The sequence below is a fragment of the Sneathiella sp. genome (genome assembly GCF_029233945.1).
Lineage (GTDB): Bacteria > Pseudomonadota > Alphaproteobacteria > Sneathiellales > Sneathiellaceae > Sneathiella.
Map to the genome: position 1 here is coordinate 23,847 of NZ_JARGOQ010000029.1, position 16,278 is coordinate 40,124.

Genomic DNA, 16,278 nt, shown 5'->3' on the forward strand with positions numbered 1-16,278 from the left:
TTACGTAGTTTGCCAACCGCAAAAGCTGCCTTGACTAAAGTTTCATACCAAGCTTGTCAAGGAATTAAGAATAGGATTGAAGGGATTTAACTTCAAGGGTCCCTGTTATAATTTTCTCAATTGCCTGAACCGTTGCGTTAGCACCGGCAACTGTTGTTGAATATGGTGTTTTCATAACAAGGGCCGTATGGCGGATATCATAGCTGTCGCGGAGAGCTTGCGCGCCCTCCGTCGTGTTGAAGACCAATGCAATATCGCCATTCTTCATGGTATCAACGATATTTGGCCGCCCCTCCATAACCTTGTTCACGCGCGCGACCTCAAGGCCGTGGTCACTGAAATATTTAGCGGTCCCTCCGGTGGAGACGATCTTGAACCCGAGCGCGATGAGCTTGGCGACGGCATTTTTAATCGGCTCCTTGTCCAGATCCTTGACCGACACGAAAACGGTGCCTTCGGTCGGGAGTTTGACCCCCGCCGCAATCTGGGATTTCAGGAATGCGGCACCGAAATCCGTGTCGATGCCCATAACCTCACCCGTGGAGCGCATTTCCGGCCCCAGCACCACATCGACGCCCGGAAAGCGTGAGAAGGGGAAGACGGCTTCCTTGACCGTGACATGATTAAGCGTGCGATACTCAAGATTGAAGCTGTTAAGGCATTCGCCCGCCATGACGCGCGCGGCAATCTTGGCGATGGGGTAATTGATGCTCTTGGCGACGAAGGGGACAGTGCGGCTTGCCCGCGGATTGACTTCCAGAATATAGATGACGCCATCTTTGATGGCGAATTGCACATTCATCAATCCGACGACATTGAGCGCGAGGGCCATCGCCTCGGTTTGCCGTTTGATTTCCTCGATAAGCTCGTCTGAAAGTGTATGCGGCGGCAGCGCGCAGGCGCTATCACCCGAATGAATGCCCGCTTCCTCGATATGTTCCATAATGCCCGCAACGAAGACGGTCTTCCCGTCGCTCAGGCAATCGACATCGACTTCGATCGCATTCTGAAGATACCCGTCGACCAGAACCGGGTTTTCGCCGGAAACAATTACTGCTTCGCGCATGTAGCGATCGAGCGATTCACCGTCCCGAACAATTTCCATTCCACGCCCGCCAAGAACGTAGGACGGTCGGACAACAACCGGATATCCAATTCTTTCCGCGATGTCGAAAGCTTCTGGCACTGACCGGGCAATACCATTCTCAGGCTGTTTAAGATCAAGCTTGTGAAGAAGTTGCTGAAACCTCTCGCGGTCTTCCGCGAGGTCAATCGCATCTGGAGATGTGCCAAGGATGGGTACGCCTGCCGCCTCCAGCCCTGCCGCAAGCTTGAGCGGGGTCTGTCCGCCGAACTGAACGATCACGCCGTGAAGCGTGCCGTTCGACTGTTCCTTGCGGATGATTGCGAGAGTATCTTCAACAGTCAGAGGCTCAAAATAGAGCCGGTCAGAGGTGTCATAATCGGTGGACACAGTCTCCGGGTTGCAATTGACCATGATGGTCTCATATCCCGCCTCTGAAAGGGCATAGGCGGCATGAACGCAGCAGTAGTCAAACTCAATCCCCTGACCAATCCGGTTTGGTCCGCCGCCCAGAATAACGATTTTCTTTGCGTCGGTCGGTTCCGCCTCGCAGACGGCGTCGTCCCACTCATTGCCTTCATATGTCGAATACATATAGGGTGTTTGGGAGGGAAATTCCCCGGCGCAGGTGTCGATACGTTTGTAGACCGGTTCAATCCCGAATTTTTTCCGTGCCGCAAATACATGCGCCTCTCGCGTCCCGGCAAGTTCGGCAAGCCGGTGATCACTGAACCCCATGGATTTTAGTTTGAGAAGACCGCCCTTGGTTGTGGGAATCCCATTTTCCTTTACCGCGTTTTCCATCTCGACGATGGATTGGATTTGAGCAAGGAACCAGGGTTCATACTTGCTGGCAGCCCGGACTTCCTCAAGCGTCAGCCCTTCGCGGAAGGCTTGCGCGATATTCAGGATGCGTTCCGGCGTAGGTTGGGCAAGAATGGCCTGAATTCTTTGCTTATCCGCCTTTCTTTCGCCGGGGCCCGCAAAATTTTGCTCATTGAGACCGGTGAGGCCGGTTTCCAGCGACCGCAAGGCCTTTTGCAGGCTCTCGGCGAATGTCCGGCCGATCGCCATCGCTTCGCCGACGGATTTCATCGCGGTCCCGAGTTTTGCCTCGGTGCCGGTAAACTTCTCGAAGGTGAAGCGTGGAATCTTGGTAACCACATAGTCGATTGTTGGCTCGAACGAGGCCGGAGTGACACCTGTGATATCGTTATCAAGTTCATCAAGCGTATAACCGACAGCGAGCTTGGCGGCGATTTTTGCAATCGGAAACCCAGTCGCCTTGGAGGCCAGCGCGCTTGAGCGTGAAACACGCGGGTTCATCTCGATAATAATCAGACGGCCGTTCTCCGGATTGACGGCAAACTGCACGTTGGAGCCGCCGGTCTCCACCCCGATTTCCCGCAATACGGCAATCGAGGCATTGCGCATAATCTGGAATTCTTTATCGGTGAGGGTCAGCGCCGGGGCGACCGTGATGGAATCTCCCGTATGGACGCCCATCGGGTCGACATTTTCGATGGAGCAGATGATGATGCAGTTATCCGCCTTGTCGCGGACAACCTCCATCTCATATTCCTTCCAGCCGACGATACTCTCTTCCACCAGTACTTCCGTGGTGGGGGAGGCATCAAGGCCGCCGGTGACAATCTCTTCGAACTCTTCGCGGTTATAGGCGATGCCGCCGCCCGTTCCGCCCATCGTAAAGGAGGGTCGGATAATGCAGGGGAGATTTACTTCCTCCAGCACTTTCCAGGCTTCCTCGAGTGTGTGGGCGACGGCGCTTAATGGCATATCGAGGCCGATTTTCAGCATCGCAGTGCGGAACTGGTCGCGGTCCTCCGCTTTTGCAATGGCCTCCCTGTTGGCGCCGATCAGCTGTACGCCGTATCTTTCCAGTGCGCCGCTTTCCGCAAGCGCAAGAGCGGTATTGAGCGCAGTCTGCCCCCCCATCGTCGGGAGGATGGCATCAGGCCGTTCTTTTTCGATGATTTTCTCAACGATTTCCGGCGTGATGGGTTCGACATAGGTGGCGTCGGCTAGGCCCGGATCGGTCATGATCGTCGCCGGGTTGGAGTTCACGAGGATGACGCGGTAGCCTTCTTCCTTCAGGGCTTTACAGGCCTGAGTGCCGGAATAGTCAAACTCGCAGGCCTGGCCGATAATAATGGGCCCGGCGCCGATGATCATGATGGATTGAATATCGGTACGTTTAGGCATTTTTTCTATCGACCAGATCTATAAACCGTTTGAAAAGATATTGGCTGTCATGCGGGCCAGGGCTCGCTTCCGGATGGTATTGCACCGAGAAAACCGGCTTGCCATCGATCTCAAGTCCTTCAACCACACCGTCGAACAGGGATTTGTGGGTTTCTGTCACCCCATCGGGCAGGCTGTCGCGCTTGACGACGAAACCGTGATTTTGCGATGTGATCTCCACTTTACCGGTGATCAGGTCCTTTACCGGCTGATTGGCGCCGCGGTGACCCTGATGCATTTTCATTGTCTCCGCGCCGAGCGCGATGGCCAGCATCTGGTGGCCGAGGCAGATGCCGAAAGTGGGGACGCCGCTATCGACACATTCCCGGATTACCGGGACAGCATATTTACCGGTTGCGGCGGGGTCGCCGGGGCCGTTCGCCAGGAAAATCCCGTCAGGCTTGAGTGCCATGATGTCGTCATAGGTCGCAGTAGCCGGCACCACCGTGATGCGGCAGCCAAGCTCTGCCAGGCAGCGAAGGATATTGCGCTTCACTCCGTAATCGACAGCGACGATATGGCGATCGGGCGTTTCCTGCGCACCGTAACCGCTTTGGATGCGCCAGTTTGTCTCCGCCCACTCATAGGGTTCTTTGCAGGAGACTTCCTTCGCAAGGTCCAAGCCTTCCAGGCCCGGCCAGCTCGCGGCCTTTTCCTGAAGAGCGGCGATATCAAATTTGCCATCCTTGCGATGGGCGATCACGCCGTTGGGCGCCCCGGATTTCCGGATAAAATGGGTGAGGCGGCGCGTATCAACGCCGGAAATGCCGACAAGCTTGCGGGTTTTCAGCCACTCATCAAGGGACCCGACCGCGCGCCAGTTGGCTGGGTCTGTGATATCGGCGCGGATAATCAATCCATTCGCAGCAATACCGGAAGTCTCTATATCCTCATCATTGAAGCCGACATTACCGATATGGGGAAAGGTGAAAGTGATGAGCTGTCCGGCAAAGGAGGGATCCGTCAGGCTTTCCTGATAGCCCGTCATCGATGTATTGAAACAAACCTCTCCGACGGTTTCGCCCTCGGCTCCGATGCCGAAGCCGTGAAATGCGGTGCCATCGCCCAGCACAAGGACTGCTGTCGCCGTCCGTTCACTGTTCAGGTCGACTGCGCCTCCGTTGTTTTCATAAGACATGATAATAGGGACCCTCTTGCGGTAGTTCCGCTGAGCCGAAATTTTTCTGGCCTGATAGCTGAATATTGCGCAGCAACATAAGCAGTTTGATGATGCGCGTCAAGTTTTTCGGCGCAAAAATAAGTGTTTAAAATCAATGTCTTAGCAATAATATTTGGTTTGCCATAAACAGCTGTTTCCGTTAGTATGGCGGCTTTCTTCACTATAGATTCGGATATTAATGTTACGGAACGAAATAAAAGAGTCGCTAAAAGAAGCAATGAAATCAAAGGATAAGCGTCGGATTTCAACGCTACGTCTTATCCTTGCTACTTTGCAGGACCGGGACCTCGCCGCGCGGGATAAAGGCGCGGAAGAGGGAATCACGGATGACGAAATTCTGCAGATGCTGACAACCATGGTGCGCCAGCGAAAAGACTCAATTGCCGCCTATGAAAAGGGCGGTCGGGTTGACCTTGCCACTGCAGAGCAGGAAGAAATCGATATCATCTCCGATTATCTGCCAAAGCAGTTCGATGAGGCGGAGACCCGCAAGGCAGTGGAGGCGGTCATCGCGGATATCGGGGCGAATGGCCTCAAGGATATGGGCAAGACGATGGCCGAGTTGAAAACACGGTATGCCGGTCAGATGGACTTTTCCAAGGCGAGCGCTATCGTAAAGGGCGCGCTTGGCGCGTGAACCTGCCGGATAGATTTTAGGTGATCATCATTTAATAATTTAACCGGTTAAATTATTAAATTGGGTTGGACAAAGAGATGGCCTTTCCGCCACATTTCATGGAAGAGCTTAAGGCGCGTGTCAGCCTTGCGGATCTGATTGGCCGCCGGACAAAGCTCACCAAGAAGGGCCGGGAATATTCCGGCCTTTGTCCGTTTCACAACGAGAAAACCCCGTCCTTCACGGTCAATGAGGAGAAGGGCTTCTATCACTGCTTCGGTTGCGGTGCCAATGGCGACTTGATTGAATTCGTCAAACAGACGGAAGGGGTGGCCTTTCCTGAGGCCGTTGAACGGCTCGCCGCGCTTGCTGGTCTGGAGATGCCGGTGGAGCGACCAGAGGAGAAGGCGCGTCAGCAGCGCGCGGCAACTTTGCATGATGCCATGGAACTCGCCGCTAAATGGTTTTCCGCCCAATTGGTAAGCGGGGCCGGGGCTGGCGCGCGCGCATACCTTGCCCGACGTCAGCTGTCGGATGCGGCGGTCGCAAACTTTCGGCTGGGGTTTGCGCCAACCAGTCGGACCGCCCTTAAAGAGGCGCTGATCGCCCGGGGTGTGACCGAGGCAACGCTGATTGAAGGGGGGCTTGTCATCAAGCCGGAGGATGGCCGGGAGAGCTATGACCGCTTTCGTGATCGCCTGATGTTTCCGATAGCGGACCGGCGGGGACGTGTCATCGCGTTTGGCGGTCGGGCGCTCGGTGATGCGCCGGCAAAATATCTGAACTCTCCGGAGACCCCCCTCTTTCATAAGGGGCATGTCCTTTATAATTTGGCATTGGCGCGTCAGAAGACGTTTGACTCTGGGACGATCATCGTCGCCGAAGGCTATATGGATGTGATTGCGTTGAGTGAAGCGGGTTTCACGCAATCGGTCGCGCCGCTTGGAACAGCCATTACGGAAGACCAATTGCAGATCTTATGGAAGATGGCGGCTGAGCCTATTTTGTGCCTTGATGGTGACACAGCGGGCTGGCGAGCGGCCTTGCGCACGTCGGAGCGGGCTTTGCCACTTCTGCGGCCCGGCCATTCCCTGAGATTTGCATTGCTCCCGGCCGGGCTCGATCCGGATGACCTGATCCGTAAAGAGGGGGCCGGGGCGATGAAGGATATCCTCGATAAAGCCCTGCCGCTTTCGGAAATCCTTTGGCGCAAAGAGACGGAGGGACGCCCGGTTGATACGCCGGAGCGTAAAGCCGCACTCGAAAAGGCCCTGTACGGTCTGTGTGATGACATGCGTGATCCGGCGGTTCAGGGATATTATCGCAATTTCTTTAAAGATAAGCTCTGGCAGACATTCCGCAGGAAAAAAGAGGCTGCAGGTCGATCCGCAAATGGTCGTGCAGACCACAACCGATTCGGCCGATTCGCGAATCGATCAGGTGATTCGCGCAAAATGCCGTCTGCCACCCTTCGAAAGACGGCTGTGCCTGATGGCGCCCGACGAGAGGAATTAATCCTGTTAGCCGCCATAAATCACCCGGGCATAATAGAAAATCACTTTGAAACTCTAGCGTCCCTGCATCTCGCCGGCCCTCAACTTGACAGAATACGGCGGGCGATAATAGATATTGCAACAGTCGAATCATCACTTGACTATTCAGGCATGGCGCACCATCTAGCTAAACGTAATTTGTCTGAACAGGTAAAGAGATTGCAGGGGCCAACAACTAAGTCGCTGGATTGGTTCGTTGATCCTGCTACGGCATATGAGGATGCGCTGAATGCCTGGTTGCATATTGTGGCCCGCCACAAGCTGGAGGCATTGCAAAAAGACCTTGAAGCGGCGGAGCGTGAATTGGGAGAAAACGCAACGGCGAAAAATCTTGATCGGTTGAAGATGGCGAAGAAAGCATTGCAGGATGCCTCGGGTAATGAGGCGAACCTTGACGGTTTCGGACTGGCGTCCGGTCGCAATAAGATTATTTAGATAAGCAGGATCCATTTGAGCCCGCTGCGCAGGGCATATACAGCGGAATTTTTCAGGAGTTAGAATTTATGGCGACAAAGAGTGCGGAAGCCGTTGATACGTCGGATCAGAGCGATGAAAGCCCCGATAGTCCGTTGATTGATGCCTCCCAGGCAGCCGTCAAGAAGATGCTCGCGAAAGCGAAGGAAAAGGGATATGTCACCTTCGACGAGTTAAACGCTGTGCTGCCTCAGGACCAGATGTCGTCGGAGCAGATCGAGGATACCATGTCCCTGCTGTCGGAAATGGGCATCAATGTTGTTGAGAATGATGAAGAGGGCGGCGATGAAGCGCCTGCGACACAAAGTAAAGACAGTGATGACGATGATGACGATGATGACGAGGTTCCGGAAAAAAGCGTAAAGGAAACGCCGGAGAAACCGGCGTCGACTGCGGGTGATCGCACGGATGATCCCGTCCGGATGTACTTGCGTGAGATGGGCACGGTGGAGCTTCTTTCGCGTGAGGGCGAAATCGCCATCGCGAAAAGGATTGAGGCGGGCCGGGGTAAACTCATCGGGGCTATTTGTGAAAGCCCGCTTACCATCCGTGCCATTCTGAACTGGCGCGAATTGATGCTTCAGGAAAAACTCCTGCTTCGTGATGTGATCGACTTGGACGCGACTTATGGCGCGGGCGCGGCGGCCGAAAAGGCGCTGCAAGAAGGGTTCAGTGAGGATAGCGAGGATGACGAGCTTCCCGCCAAGGGCCTGAGCGATGACGACGAAGACGGCGATTCCGATTCTGAGGAAAGTGAAGAGGACAACGAAGAGGAAGACGGCGAAGAAGGCAGCAGCAAGGAAAGCGAAGACGACGACGAGGATGACGCCGAAGAAAACACGATGTCTCTCGCGGCCCTTGAAGAGACGCTGAAGCCGGAAGTCTTCGAACGCTTCGACGAAATTGCCAAGACATATAAAAAGCTGCACAAGCTTCAGGAAGCCCGGCTGACGGCGGCGCTTGAAAATGAGTCTGTCTCCAGCTCGCAGGAAAAGAAGTACGAAAAGCTGAAGCTTGAGCTGGTGAAGCTTATGGATGATGTCCATCTCACCAATAACCGGATCGAAGCGCTGGTCGATCAGCTCTATGGCATTAACCGCCGGCTGATGAGTCTGGAGGGTAAACTCCTGCGTCTGGCTGAGCGTCACAAGGTCTCCCGTGCAAGCTTCCTTGAGAATTATTTCGGAAATGAGCTTGATCCCGGCTGGGTCGATAAAATGGGCACTCTCAAGGCAAAGGGATGGAAGGATTTCGTCGCGAGCGAGACGAACAGCATTGGCGAAATCCGCGCCGAAATCATCAAGATCAGTTCCGAATTCGGGATGCCGATGAACGAGTTCCGCCGCATCGTCAGTACGGTGCAGCAGGGCGAGCGCGAAGCAAGCCGCGCCAAGAAGGAAATGGTGGAGGCCAACCTCCGTCTCGTGATCTCGATTGCCAAGAAATACACCAATCGCGGTCTGCAATTTCTCGACCTCATTCAGGAAGGCAATATCGGCCTGATGAAGGCGGTGGATAAGTTCGAATATCGTCGCGGCTATAAATTCTCAACTTATGCGACATGGTGGATCAGGCAGGCGATTACTCGCTCGATTGCGGATCAGGCGCGGACCATCCGTATTCCGGTGCATATGATTGAGACGATCAACAAGCTCGTCCGAACATCGCGCCAAATGCTGCATGAGATTGGCCGTGAGCCGACACCGGAGGAACTGGCGGTCAAGCTTGGCATGCCGCTTGAAAAAGTGCGTAAAGTCATGAAGATCGCGAAAGAACCGATCAGTCTGGAAACGCCGATCGGTGACGAGGAAGATAGCCATCTCGGCGATTTCATCCAGGATGAGAATGCCGTTCAGCCGTTGGACGCGGCAATCCAGTCGAACTTGCGCGAAACCACGACTCGGGTTTTGGCCTCTCTCACTCCGCGTGAAGAGCGTGTGCTCCGTATGCGCTTCGGCATCGGCATGAATACCGATCACACGCTGGAAGAGGTGGGTCAGCAGTTTTCCGTAACCCGCGAGCGTATTCGCCAGATTGAGGCGAAAGCTCTCCGCAAGCTGAAACACCCCAGCCGATCCCGCAAACTGAGGAGCTTCCTCGATACCTGATCAGGCGCACCACTGCGTCGATAAAATTGGCGAAAATGTCATTTCGCCAATTGCGTCCCTTTTCTGAACAGGCTAAATAGTCACGGATAAAGACTATTCGCGTCAGTTTGTCATGGCGGAACATAATTCGGGCCTGTAGCTCAGCTGGTTAGAGCCGTCCGCTCATAACGGACTGGTCGTAGGTTCAAGTCCTACCGGGCCCACCACTAACACTTTGTTATTACAGGGTTTTTTGAGATATGATGCAGTTGGTTTGCTGCGAACCAGCGACCAGTTTATGTCTCTCAAAACCCTGTGATAGCAAATTTTCCTAAATTTTCGATATATTTGAAGAACTGGCAGAGACTTGTCGAGGGCTCTGTGATTCTTATAATGAATTCAAAGGGTTAAAAACTGCCTGGTTGCGAGTTCATGTGTTGTGCGGTCCACCACTCAAACTGAGGCGAACCTGGATCCAGTCCAGGTTCGCCTCTGAACCCCGCAGAACCGGGGCCTTTGGCGATATCTGGTGATGGCAGAGACTCTCCATAGTAGCCACATTCTTTAGATTTCCCCATTCGTCTCTGCCGCCCCGTTTCAGGGTCCAGTTCATGGGATATTACGATGGACTATTGATGGAAACCGAGCCGCGTTTGTTGCTCATTCCAGTCGGTTGGGAGCGGACTTATTCTTTTGAGGGATTTGACATTCAACGTTTCCGGCTGACGGCCGTTAAGAATATCCTCAATGATGGCGGGCGCCAGAAAGGCAAGTGGAAGCACACGGGTTATCTCCGTATCAAAGACCTTTTCGCGATCCGCGATTTCCTTGACTGACTTGACCTCTCCTGATGCCAGCTGATCAAACCAGAATCTGGCCTTCGCAATCAGCTGACAAAGATCGGGATCGGGTTCTCGGTGTTGGTCAGAATGGCCGACGATTATCAGCTTTGCCTCAACTCCCTTGCGCTGCAAGGTGATGGCAAGGTTCAGAGGAATAATGTTGTCATGCTCATTACTGGCGATATTCTCCTCCATCGTCAATAATCTGGCCAGGGCCTTGCGGCTTAGATCAATCGTGATGGCGTCGGCGTATAGGCCAACTCTGTGAATGAGTGCCTGCAGGATGGCTTGCTGATGCCCGGTATTCTCTTCAATCAGTTTGCCTGCCAATTCATCTGCCTTGAGTTTCAGTGTCTGCAACAGGGAAGGAGCGGGGTTGGCAAGTTGTAGCAAATCCATCAACCTTTGCTGGTTTTGAAGCAGTTCTTTCACCGGACGGATAACCGTCGCCTCCAGTGTTTGGGCAGACAGCCGCCACCCATTACTCTCTGACTTTGGGTCCAGCGCCAGCTGCTTCGAGATATAATAGCGATACCGCTTGCCCTTCTTGCTGGCCTGGGCTTGATAGAGCGGTTCTCCGGCTTCGTCAAAGACCAGCCCCGTCAGCAGAAACGGTGCCTTCACATTGATCGGCGAAGACCGCTCTCGGCGGTTACCGCTCATAATCTGCTGAACCTGGTCCCAAGTCCCCTGATCGATGATGGCGTCATGCTGGCCGGGGTAAGTTTCTCCTTTATGCGGGATCATGCCGATATAAAGAGGATTGGACAGCAGCCGATACAGATTGCCGCGCAAGAACGGCTTGCCGCCTGTAACAGATCCATCCTTTCGGATATTCTGCTTGGTAACAATGCCGAGGCGATCTGCTTCAGCTTTTAAAAGCCGGACCGTCCCGAGCTTGACATAGAGCACAAACAACTGTCGGACAGTGTCAGCTTCCTTTTCATTGATCACCAGCTTGCGATCAGCAACATCATATCCGAGCGGCAGGTTGCCACCCATCCACATGCCTTTCTTCTTGGATGCGGCGATCTTGTCCCGGATACGCTCGGCGGTGACCTCCCGTTCAAACTGGGCAAAGGAGAGAAGCACATTCAATGTCAGCCGCCCCATGGAGGAGGTGGTATTGAACGCTTGCGTCACCGAGACAAAGGAGACATCGTGTTTATCCAGATTTTCGATGATCTTCGAGAAGTCAGCGAGGGACCGGGTGAGGCGATCCACCTTATAGACGATGATGATATCGATCTCTCGCCTGTCAATGGCTGCTAACAGTTCCTTGAGGGCAGGACGGTCCATGGTGCCACCTGAGTAACCGCCATCATCAAAGGCAGTTTGCACAAGCTTCCAGCCCTCATGTCGCTGGCTCTTGATATAGGCTTCACAGGCTTCCCGCTGGGCATGCAGGGAGTTAAAATCCTGTTCCAGACCATCCTCGGTCGATTTACGGGTATAGATGGCGCAGCGCTTCATAACAGATCACACCCCGAAGAACCTCGGACCCGACCAGCGGGCGCCGGTAATGGTTCGGGCGATGGCTGATAACGACCGATAGGATTTTCCCTGATAGACAAAGCCATTTTCCTCAATGTCCACCATATGCGTATTCCCCCGCCATTCACGCACCAGCCTGGTTCCCGGCACCGGCTTTGTCGTCGCCGTTGGTGTTTCAATGATTGGACCTGTCTTATAAGGCGCAGGGACATATTTTCTTAACTCACGCAATGTCGATTTTCGGATCCCACCATATTCCTTTGCCTGTCGGTTATAGTCGCAGGCGAGACGGAGTAGCCGGGTACTGATGTTTTTAGAGGGCGGCCCGCCATAGGCAAGGGACCAGGCTTTCATCAGTTCAGGCCGCGCTAGCGTTATTTGCGTCGGGGAAGCAGAAGTTGTCATGAAACTACTCCTCCGCAATCAGCTTGTAGATGGTCTCCCCGGCCGTATTCTTCTGCCGGTCAATCGGAATACCCTGTTTCCGCAAACCCGTCAGTGCCGCCCGGATGCTATGGGCTTGCCATCCGGTTGCCTTCTGCAGGTCCTGCATCCGCGCGCCTTTTGAACGTTTGACAAGCTTAAGGATAATATCGGGCTTTTTAGGGGAGGGTTTTACCGGCTTCCGTGTGCGGGAAGGGGATGCCTGTTTGTCTGCCGCTTTGGCGGGCGTTGTAATCGGTGGCGGCATTTCCGCCTTTGTTTCGATTGCCTCCGGTTTCGGTTCTGTCTCTGTTACTGTCATATCGACCTCCGTGATTTGCCGCGGCTAGATGCCGGGGCTTGCACTGAGGCGAGCCCGGCGCCGTGGGAGATACAAGGCCGGGCTGGCGACTATGGGCGTCCGTGCGCCCTGTATCGCCGTCACAGTACCGCTCTGTTGGCGGCGGAAGTCCAGTCCTTTCTGCGCCGGGTGATCTTCGGGCAGTTTGCTCATGCTGCCTTTGCGATCAGCCAGTCGACAAGCCCTGCCTTCAGCGCCTGATCAGCAAGCGCAGGCGCGTCCATCAGGAGGACGTCGCTGTCCCGGGCATCAAGACTTTGTTTGCTGGAATGATAGACATAAAAATACTTGTCCGCCGCCATTGCCCCGAACCTCTCGATATAGTCATCGAGCTGGGCCTGGCTGGTGGCGGACTTGACCTGGACGATGGCCCGCTCCCCGGTCGTCGGCAGGAGTAACTCGAGATCAAGTGTCTTCTGGGTGCCGCCAAGGGAACTGATGCGTTGCCAGCCGCTGCGGCTGAACAGGAGTTCGGTAAAGAGTTCAAAATCCTGCCAGGCGAGAAGTCTGATGATCTCTTCCGTTGTCGCCAGCAACTGTTGGCGAGCCGCTTGCGCCGCCCTGATCTCCGGAAGATCCTCATCCCGCAGCTTGCGCATCAGATAGTCGAGCTGATCCGGTTTGAGGGAACAGATGGTGCCCTGGTAAGCGGCAACTTTGGTAAGATTGCCGCTGAGCTCGCCGATCAGCAGCGGTGTTCCTCCGAACGAGACCTTCTGCCAGCCCGATATCGTGCGGCGGAAGCGGCTCCCTTGCGGGTATTGTTCAGGATCATGGCCGAGATATTCGACTTCAGGGGCAAGTACCGCCCACCAGAGTGATCCGCCGGAGAAGGTGATCCAGAGAACATCGGGATCGGGATCATAGAAGCTGAGCAGCTGACTGGCATGCCCGGTGGCGGTGCCGGCAGTTTTACCCAGATCGAGATAGATTTTTCTGATGGCCTCCCTGTCACCGGCCAGGGCCATCTCATGGGGGACGTCATAATAGGCGAGGGGCGCGATGCCTTCTTCCAGACAGTGCCGTTCCCATCCGCCCCGCGCACCGAGCTTGATATAGCGGGCTTTTGTAAATGTCCTCTGTGTCATCGTTCCGAACTCCTTTTAAAACTAAAAGGTCACCGGAGCGTTGCCGCCCTGGTGACCGGGAGTTAAGAAGTTGCACACAGACAACCGCGACGATCTTTAGCCGTGAAGCCTGGACATACATCGCCGCCTCCCGGCCATAGAGGACCGAAAGGCGGCATCATTCCGGCTGATGCCAGCCGCACGTTGCAGGGTTCTTAAGCCCCGGCGGGTAAAACCATACCCGCGACCTGGACGTTAGCTTGCCTGTCCGCGGAGTTCAAGCGGATCAGGCCATGACACGCCCGGCTTCCGCAGAACAAGTGAAGACTGTGGCAAAGATGTTAGTCATAGTACGGGTCGTCATCCTCCTCATCGTCATAGACGCCCGGTGGCGGCTTGCGGGTCTTGTTTTTCTCCAATTGCTCTGCTGCCCATTCTTCCGGGGTCATCTCGGCGGGGGCCAGAAGAATAGCTCCGTTTTCGTCGATCCCGTCAGGTCGATAGTTTTCCTGCATCTGTAGAAATTTCTTCATCGCTCTCGGGCTGGCGTCTTCCAGGGCCGCCTTGCGAAGATTAAGCAGGGTGATTTGCAGCAAGGTCAGTCGTTTTTTCTTGCCGTCTTCTGTCACGACATATTCCTGCAGCATGATATCCCGTAGCATCGTTTTGAGGTTTTTCGATCCCTTTGGCCGTCCGCCCGGATTAAAGCCGTCTTTCGGAGGCATTGTTCCTGAGGTCAGTTTGGTATCGTTACTTGACATAATTGTCTCCTCTTGTCTGGCAGCTATCCCTCTTCAACGGGGTCTGCAAATTGTTTCACATATTCAGCGGGGGTCATTCCCTTTGGAGCGAAGATAACGCTGCCGCTATATTCGGGGGGCGGGATATGAATAAGGCCAAATTCTTCACAGAGCTCGACAAGCCGGATCAGCGGCGTGATTTCGCCCTTCATCGCCTGCTGGACCATCTGCCAGACCATCCCTTCAAAGGGATGTATCTGTCTGGCCTTGCCGTTAATCCTCATCGTGACCGGTTTGTCGAGAATGTCCGATATATCAAGCGGACCCGTCCTTTCAGTTTTCGGCCGGCCTTTTGGATTGCCCGACTGGCCCTTCTTCCAGCGGGTTGCTTTTGGTGGCCGGCCGTGCCCGACTTCATAGTTGCCATCAGGTTCTTTCCTGTCCGTCATGACGCCCTCCCTTTGCGATTGCTATTTGGGGCGGGGAGAGAGCTCTCACAGGGACCCACGGTCCTTTCCGCGGCAATCTTGTCAAATGTCTTTCCGGTCGCCTTATTGATCGCCGGGGCGTTGGCAGCTTCTGCGAGCCGTTTGACAATGACATCGCAGTAGCGGGGGTCGAGCTCGATGCCATAGCCGCGCCGTCCGGTTTGGTTGGCGGCGATCAGGGTCGTGCCGCTGCCGGCAAAGGCATCGAGGACAATGCCGTTGCGTTTCGAGCAGTCGAGAAGGGCATCGGCGACCAGGGCGACGGGTTTGACGGTCGGATGTAGGGCGAGATCAGCATCGCGGGTTTTGCCAAAGCTGTTGATCCCGGCATAGGTCCAGAGATTGGTGCGGTAACGCCCATGTTTGCCGAGTTCGACATTGTTGATATGTTTATCCGCCCCCGCCTTGAAGACAAAGACAAGCTCATGCTGCGACCGGTAAAGCGATCCCATCCCCCCATTGGTCTTGGCCCAGATACAGATATTCATCAATGAAGAGTAGGCGATCTTGCCGGCAACGCTCATCTCGCCGATATGGCGCCAGTCCATGCAGATAAACTGCACCGCGCCGTCACTGCTGAAGCGGGCGAGGTTCCGGAAGACGGTACCCAGGAAAGCAGTAAAGCCCTCCTCATCCATTTCTCCTGCCGCCATGGCGAACTCGCGATGGCGGATCTTGCCGAGGCCGCAGACATGGCCGTCGACGGGAACGTTATAGGGCGGGTCGGTAAAGACCAGCTGCGCCCTGTCGCCCTCCAGAAGGGCAGTATAGATGTTTGCATCGGTGGCATCGCCGCAGATCAGCCGGTGAGGGCCGATCTGCCAGATATCACCTACCTGTGTGACGGCCGGTCCGGTATCAGGCAGCGGGATATCCTCAATCGGATCATCTGACGTATCCGCATTGAGCTCACCGATCAGGATATCGATCTCCGGGGTATCAAATCCGGTAAGGATAAGATCAAAGTCAAGATCGATTGTCAGCAGTTCCTGCAGCTCTATGGCCAGGATCTCGCGGTCCCAGCCGGCAAGTTCGGCAAGCCGGTTATCGGCGATGATATAGGCCCGGATCTGTTCTTGCGTGAGATCCTCAAGGCAGAGCGTCGGCACGGTTTCCATCTTCAGCAGCCGCGCCGCCTCGATCCGGCCGTGACCGGCGATGACGCCGCCCGCCCCATCCACGAGGACCGGATTGGTAAAGCCGAATGCCTCGATGCTGGCGGCGATCTGCCGGACCTGCTTTTTTGAATGGGTGCGCGGGTTGCGCGCAGCCGGGGTAAGCGCGTCAAGGCGCTGAAGGGTTATTTCCATATGTTTCATGAGCATGACAGGCTCCTATAAAATCGGAACCAGCCATAAAAAAAAGCGTAGTTCCGGAAAGTTTCCGAAAACCACGCTCACACCATGGAAAGCTATGGACCGTTCAGGACAGTGCGCAAGACCATGCTTCGCTTTTCCATCCACCGAAGAAGGGTTTCGACAGGGCCATGCCCGCCAATTACCTTCTTCTAAGGCACCACTAATATAGGATAAACACGCGGGGATTGCAAGGGGAAATGTCTGCTAAGGCCTTGCGCAACAGAAGACAACTCGGGTTCATTCGGTTCC

Annotated in this window: 12 protein-coding genes and 1 tRNA gene; 4 read left to right on the forward strand and 9 right to left on the reverse strand. The window is 54.8% G+C overall.

Annotation, left to right across the window (positions count from 1 at the left end):
- Nucleotides 1-64: 64 nt before the first annotated feature.
- Both carB and carA read right to left on the reverse strand, forming a co-directional pair.
- Complete coding sequence (gene carB, locus P1U71_RS10795) at nucleotides 65-3,307, reverse strand: carbamoyl-phosphate synthase large subunit (protein ID WP_301105615.1); 3,243 nt, start codon at nucleotides 3,305-3,307, stop codon at nucleotides 65-67.
- Entirely contained in the window at nucleotides 3,300-4,484 is a 1,185-nt protein-coding gene (gene carA / locus P1U71_RS10800) for a glutamine-hydrolyzing carbamoyl-phosphate synthase small subunit (RefSeq protein WP_301105616.1), read from the reverse strand. Before carA ends, carB begins: the two co-directional genes overlap by 8 nt.
- A 220-nt stretch (nucleotides 4,485-4,704) precedes the next feature.
- On the opposite strand from carA, the gene P1U71_RS10805 reads away from it, so the two are divergent.
- From P1U71_RS10805 to P1U71_RS10820, 4 genes are all read left to right on the forward strand, one after another.
- Nucleotides 4,705-5,163, forward strand: a complete 459-nt coding sequence (locus P1U71_RS10805) for a GatB/YqeY domain-containing protein (protein ID WP_301105617.1) — start codon at nucleotides 4,705-4,707, stop codon at nucleotides 5,161-5,163.
- Nucleotides 5,164-5,240: 77 nt separating this feature from the next.
- The gene (gene dnaG / locus P1U71_RS10810; RefSeq protein ID WP_301105618.1) at nucleotides 5,241-7,130 is read left to right on the forward strand and encodes a DNA primase; all 1,890 of its coding nucleotides are present in this window, start codon (nucleotides 5,241-5,243) and stop codon (nucleotides 7,128-7,130) included.
- Nucleotides 7,131-7,198: 68 nt separating this feature from the next.
- Nucleotides 7,199-9,277, forward strand: coding sequence for an RNA polymerase sigma factor RpoD (gene rpoD / locus P1U71_RS10815; protein ID WP_301105619.1), 2,079 nt, complete (start codon nucleotides 7,199-7,201; stop codon nucleotides 9,275-9,277).
- 129 nt (nucleotides 9,278-9,406) lie between these two features.
- A tRNA-Ile gene (locus P1U71_RS10820) sits at nucleotides 9,407-9,483 on the forward strand.
- A 402-nt stretch (nucleotides 9,484-9,885) separates the two neighbouring features.
- On the opposite strand, the gene P1U71_RS10825 is transcribed toward P1U71_RS10820, so the two are convergent.
- The 7 genes from P1U71_RS10825 to P1U71_RS10855 form a co-directional block, all read right to left on the reverse strand.
- Nucleotides 9,886-11,571, reverse strand: a complete 1,686-nt coding sequence (locus P1U71_RS10825; RefSeq protein ID WP_301105620.1) for a recombinase family protein — start codon at nucleotides 11,569-11,571, stop codon at nucleotides 9,886-9,888.
- A gap of 6 nt (nucleotides 11,572-11,577) precedes the next feature.
- Complete coding sequence (locus tag P1U71_RS10830) at nucleotides 11,578-11,997, reverse strand: DUF2924 domain-containing protein (protein ID WP_301105621.1); 420 nt, start codon at nucleotides 11,995-11,997, stop codon at nucleotides 11,578-11,580.
- A 4-nt stretch (nucleotides 11,998-12,001) separates the two neighbouring features.
- On the reverse strand, nucleotides 12,002-12,337 hold the full coding sequence (locus P1U71_RS10835) for a DUF3489 domain-containing protein (RefSeq protein WP_301105622.1): 336 nt from the start codon (nucleotides 12,335-12,337) through the stop codon (nucleotides 12,002-12,004).
- 188 nt (nucleotides 12,338-12,525) lie between these two features.
- Complete coding sequence (locus tag P1U71_RS10840; protein WP_301105623.1) at nucleotides 12,526-13,464, reverse strand: hypothetical protein; 939 nt, start codon at nucleotides 13,462-13,464, stop codon at nucleotides 12,526-12,528.
- A gap of 320 nt (nucleotides 13,465-13,784) precedes the next feature.
- Nucleotides 13,785-14,204, reverse strand: a complete 420-nt coding sequence (locus P1U71_RS10845) for a DUF5681 domain-containing protein (RefSeq protein WP_301105624.1) — start codon at nucleotides 14,202-14,204, stop codon at nucleotides 13,785-13,787.
- 23 nt (nucleotides 14,205-14,227) lie between these two features.
- Nucleotides 14,228-14,632 carry a DUF5681 domain-containing protein gene (locus P1U71_RS10850; RefSeq protein ID WP_301105625.1) on the reverse strand — a complete coding sequence of 135 codons (405 nt, stop codon included), beginning with the start codon at nucleotides 14,630-14,632 and terminating at the stop codon, nucleotides 14,228-14,230.
- A complete protein-coding gene (locus P1U71_RS10855; RefSeq protein ID WP_301105626.1) occupies nucleotides 14,629-15,996 on the reverse strand; it encodes a DNA methyltransferase in 1,368 nt (455 codons plus the stop codon). Before P1U71_RS10855 ends, P1U71_RS10850 begins: the two co-directional genes overlap by 4 nt.
- Between the last annotated feature and the right edge of the window lie 282 nt (nucleotides 15,997-16,278).

Bases quoted from the DNA above. Each gene is read 5' to 3' on its own strand.
- carB (WP_301105615.1), bottom strand. From the start codon at position 3,307: ATGCCTAAACGTACCGATATTCAATCCATCATGATCATCGGCGCCGGG.
- carA (WP_301105616.1), bottom strand. From the start codon at position 4,484: ATGTCTTATGAAAACAACGGAGGCGCAGTCGACCTGAACAGTGAACGG.
- P1U71_RS10805 (WP_301105617.1), top strand. From the start codon at position 4,705: ATGTTACGGAACGAAATAAAAGAGTCGCTAAAAGAAGCAATGAAATCA.
- dnaG (WP_301105618.1), top strand. From the start codon at position 5,241: ATGGCCTTTCCGCCACATTTCATGGAAGAGCTTAAGGCGCGTGTCAGC.
- rpoD (WP_301105619.1), top strand. From the start codon at position 7,199: ATGGCGACAAAGAGTGCGGAAGCCGTTGATACGTCGGATCAGAGCGAT.
- P1U71_RS10825 (WP_301105620.1), bottom strand. From the start codon at position 11,571: ATGAAGCGCTGCGCCATCTATACCCGTAAATCGACCGAGGATGGTCTG.
- P1U71_RS10830 (WP_301105621.1), bottom strand. From the start codon at position 11,997: ATGACAACTTCTGCTTCCCCGACGCAAATAACGCTAGCGCGGCCTGAA.
- P1U71_RS10835 (WP_301105622.1), bottom strand. From the start codon at position 12,337: ATGACAGTAACAGAGACAGAACCGAAACCGGAGGCAATCGAAACAAAG.
- P1U71_RS10840 (WP_301105623.1), bottom strand. From the start codon at position 13,464: ATGACACAGAGGACATTTACAAAAGCCCGCTATATCAAGCTCGGTGCG.
- P1U71_RS10845 (WP_301105624.1), bottom strand. From the start codon at position 14,204: ATGTCAAGTAACGATACCAAACTGACCTCAGGAACAATGCCTCCGAAA.
- P1U71_RS10850 (WP_301105625.1), bottom strand. From the start codon at position 14,632: ATGACGGACAGGAAAGAACCTGATGGCAACTATGAAGTCGGGCACGGC.
- P1U71_RS10855 (WP_301105626.1), bottom strand. From the start codon at position 15,996: ATGCTCATGAAACATATGGAAATAACCCTTCAGCGCCTTGACGCGCTT.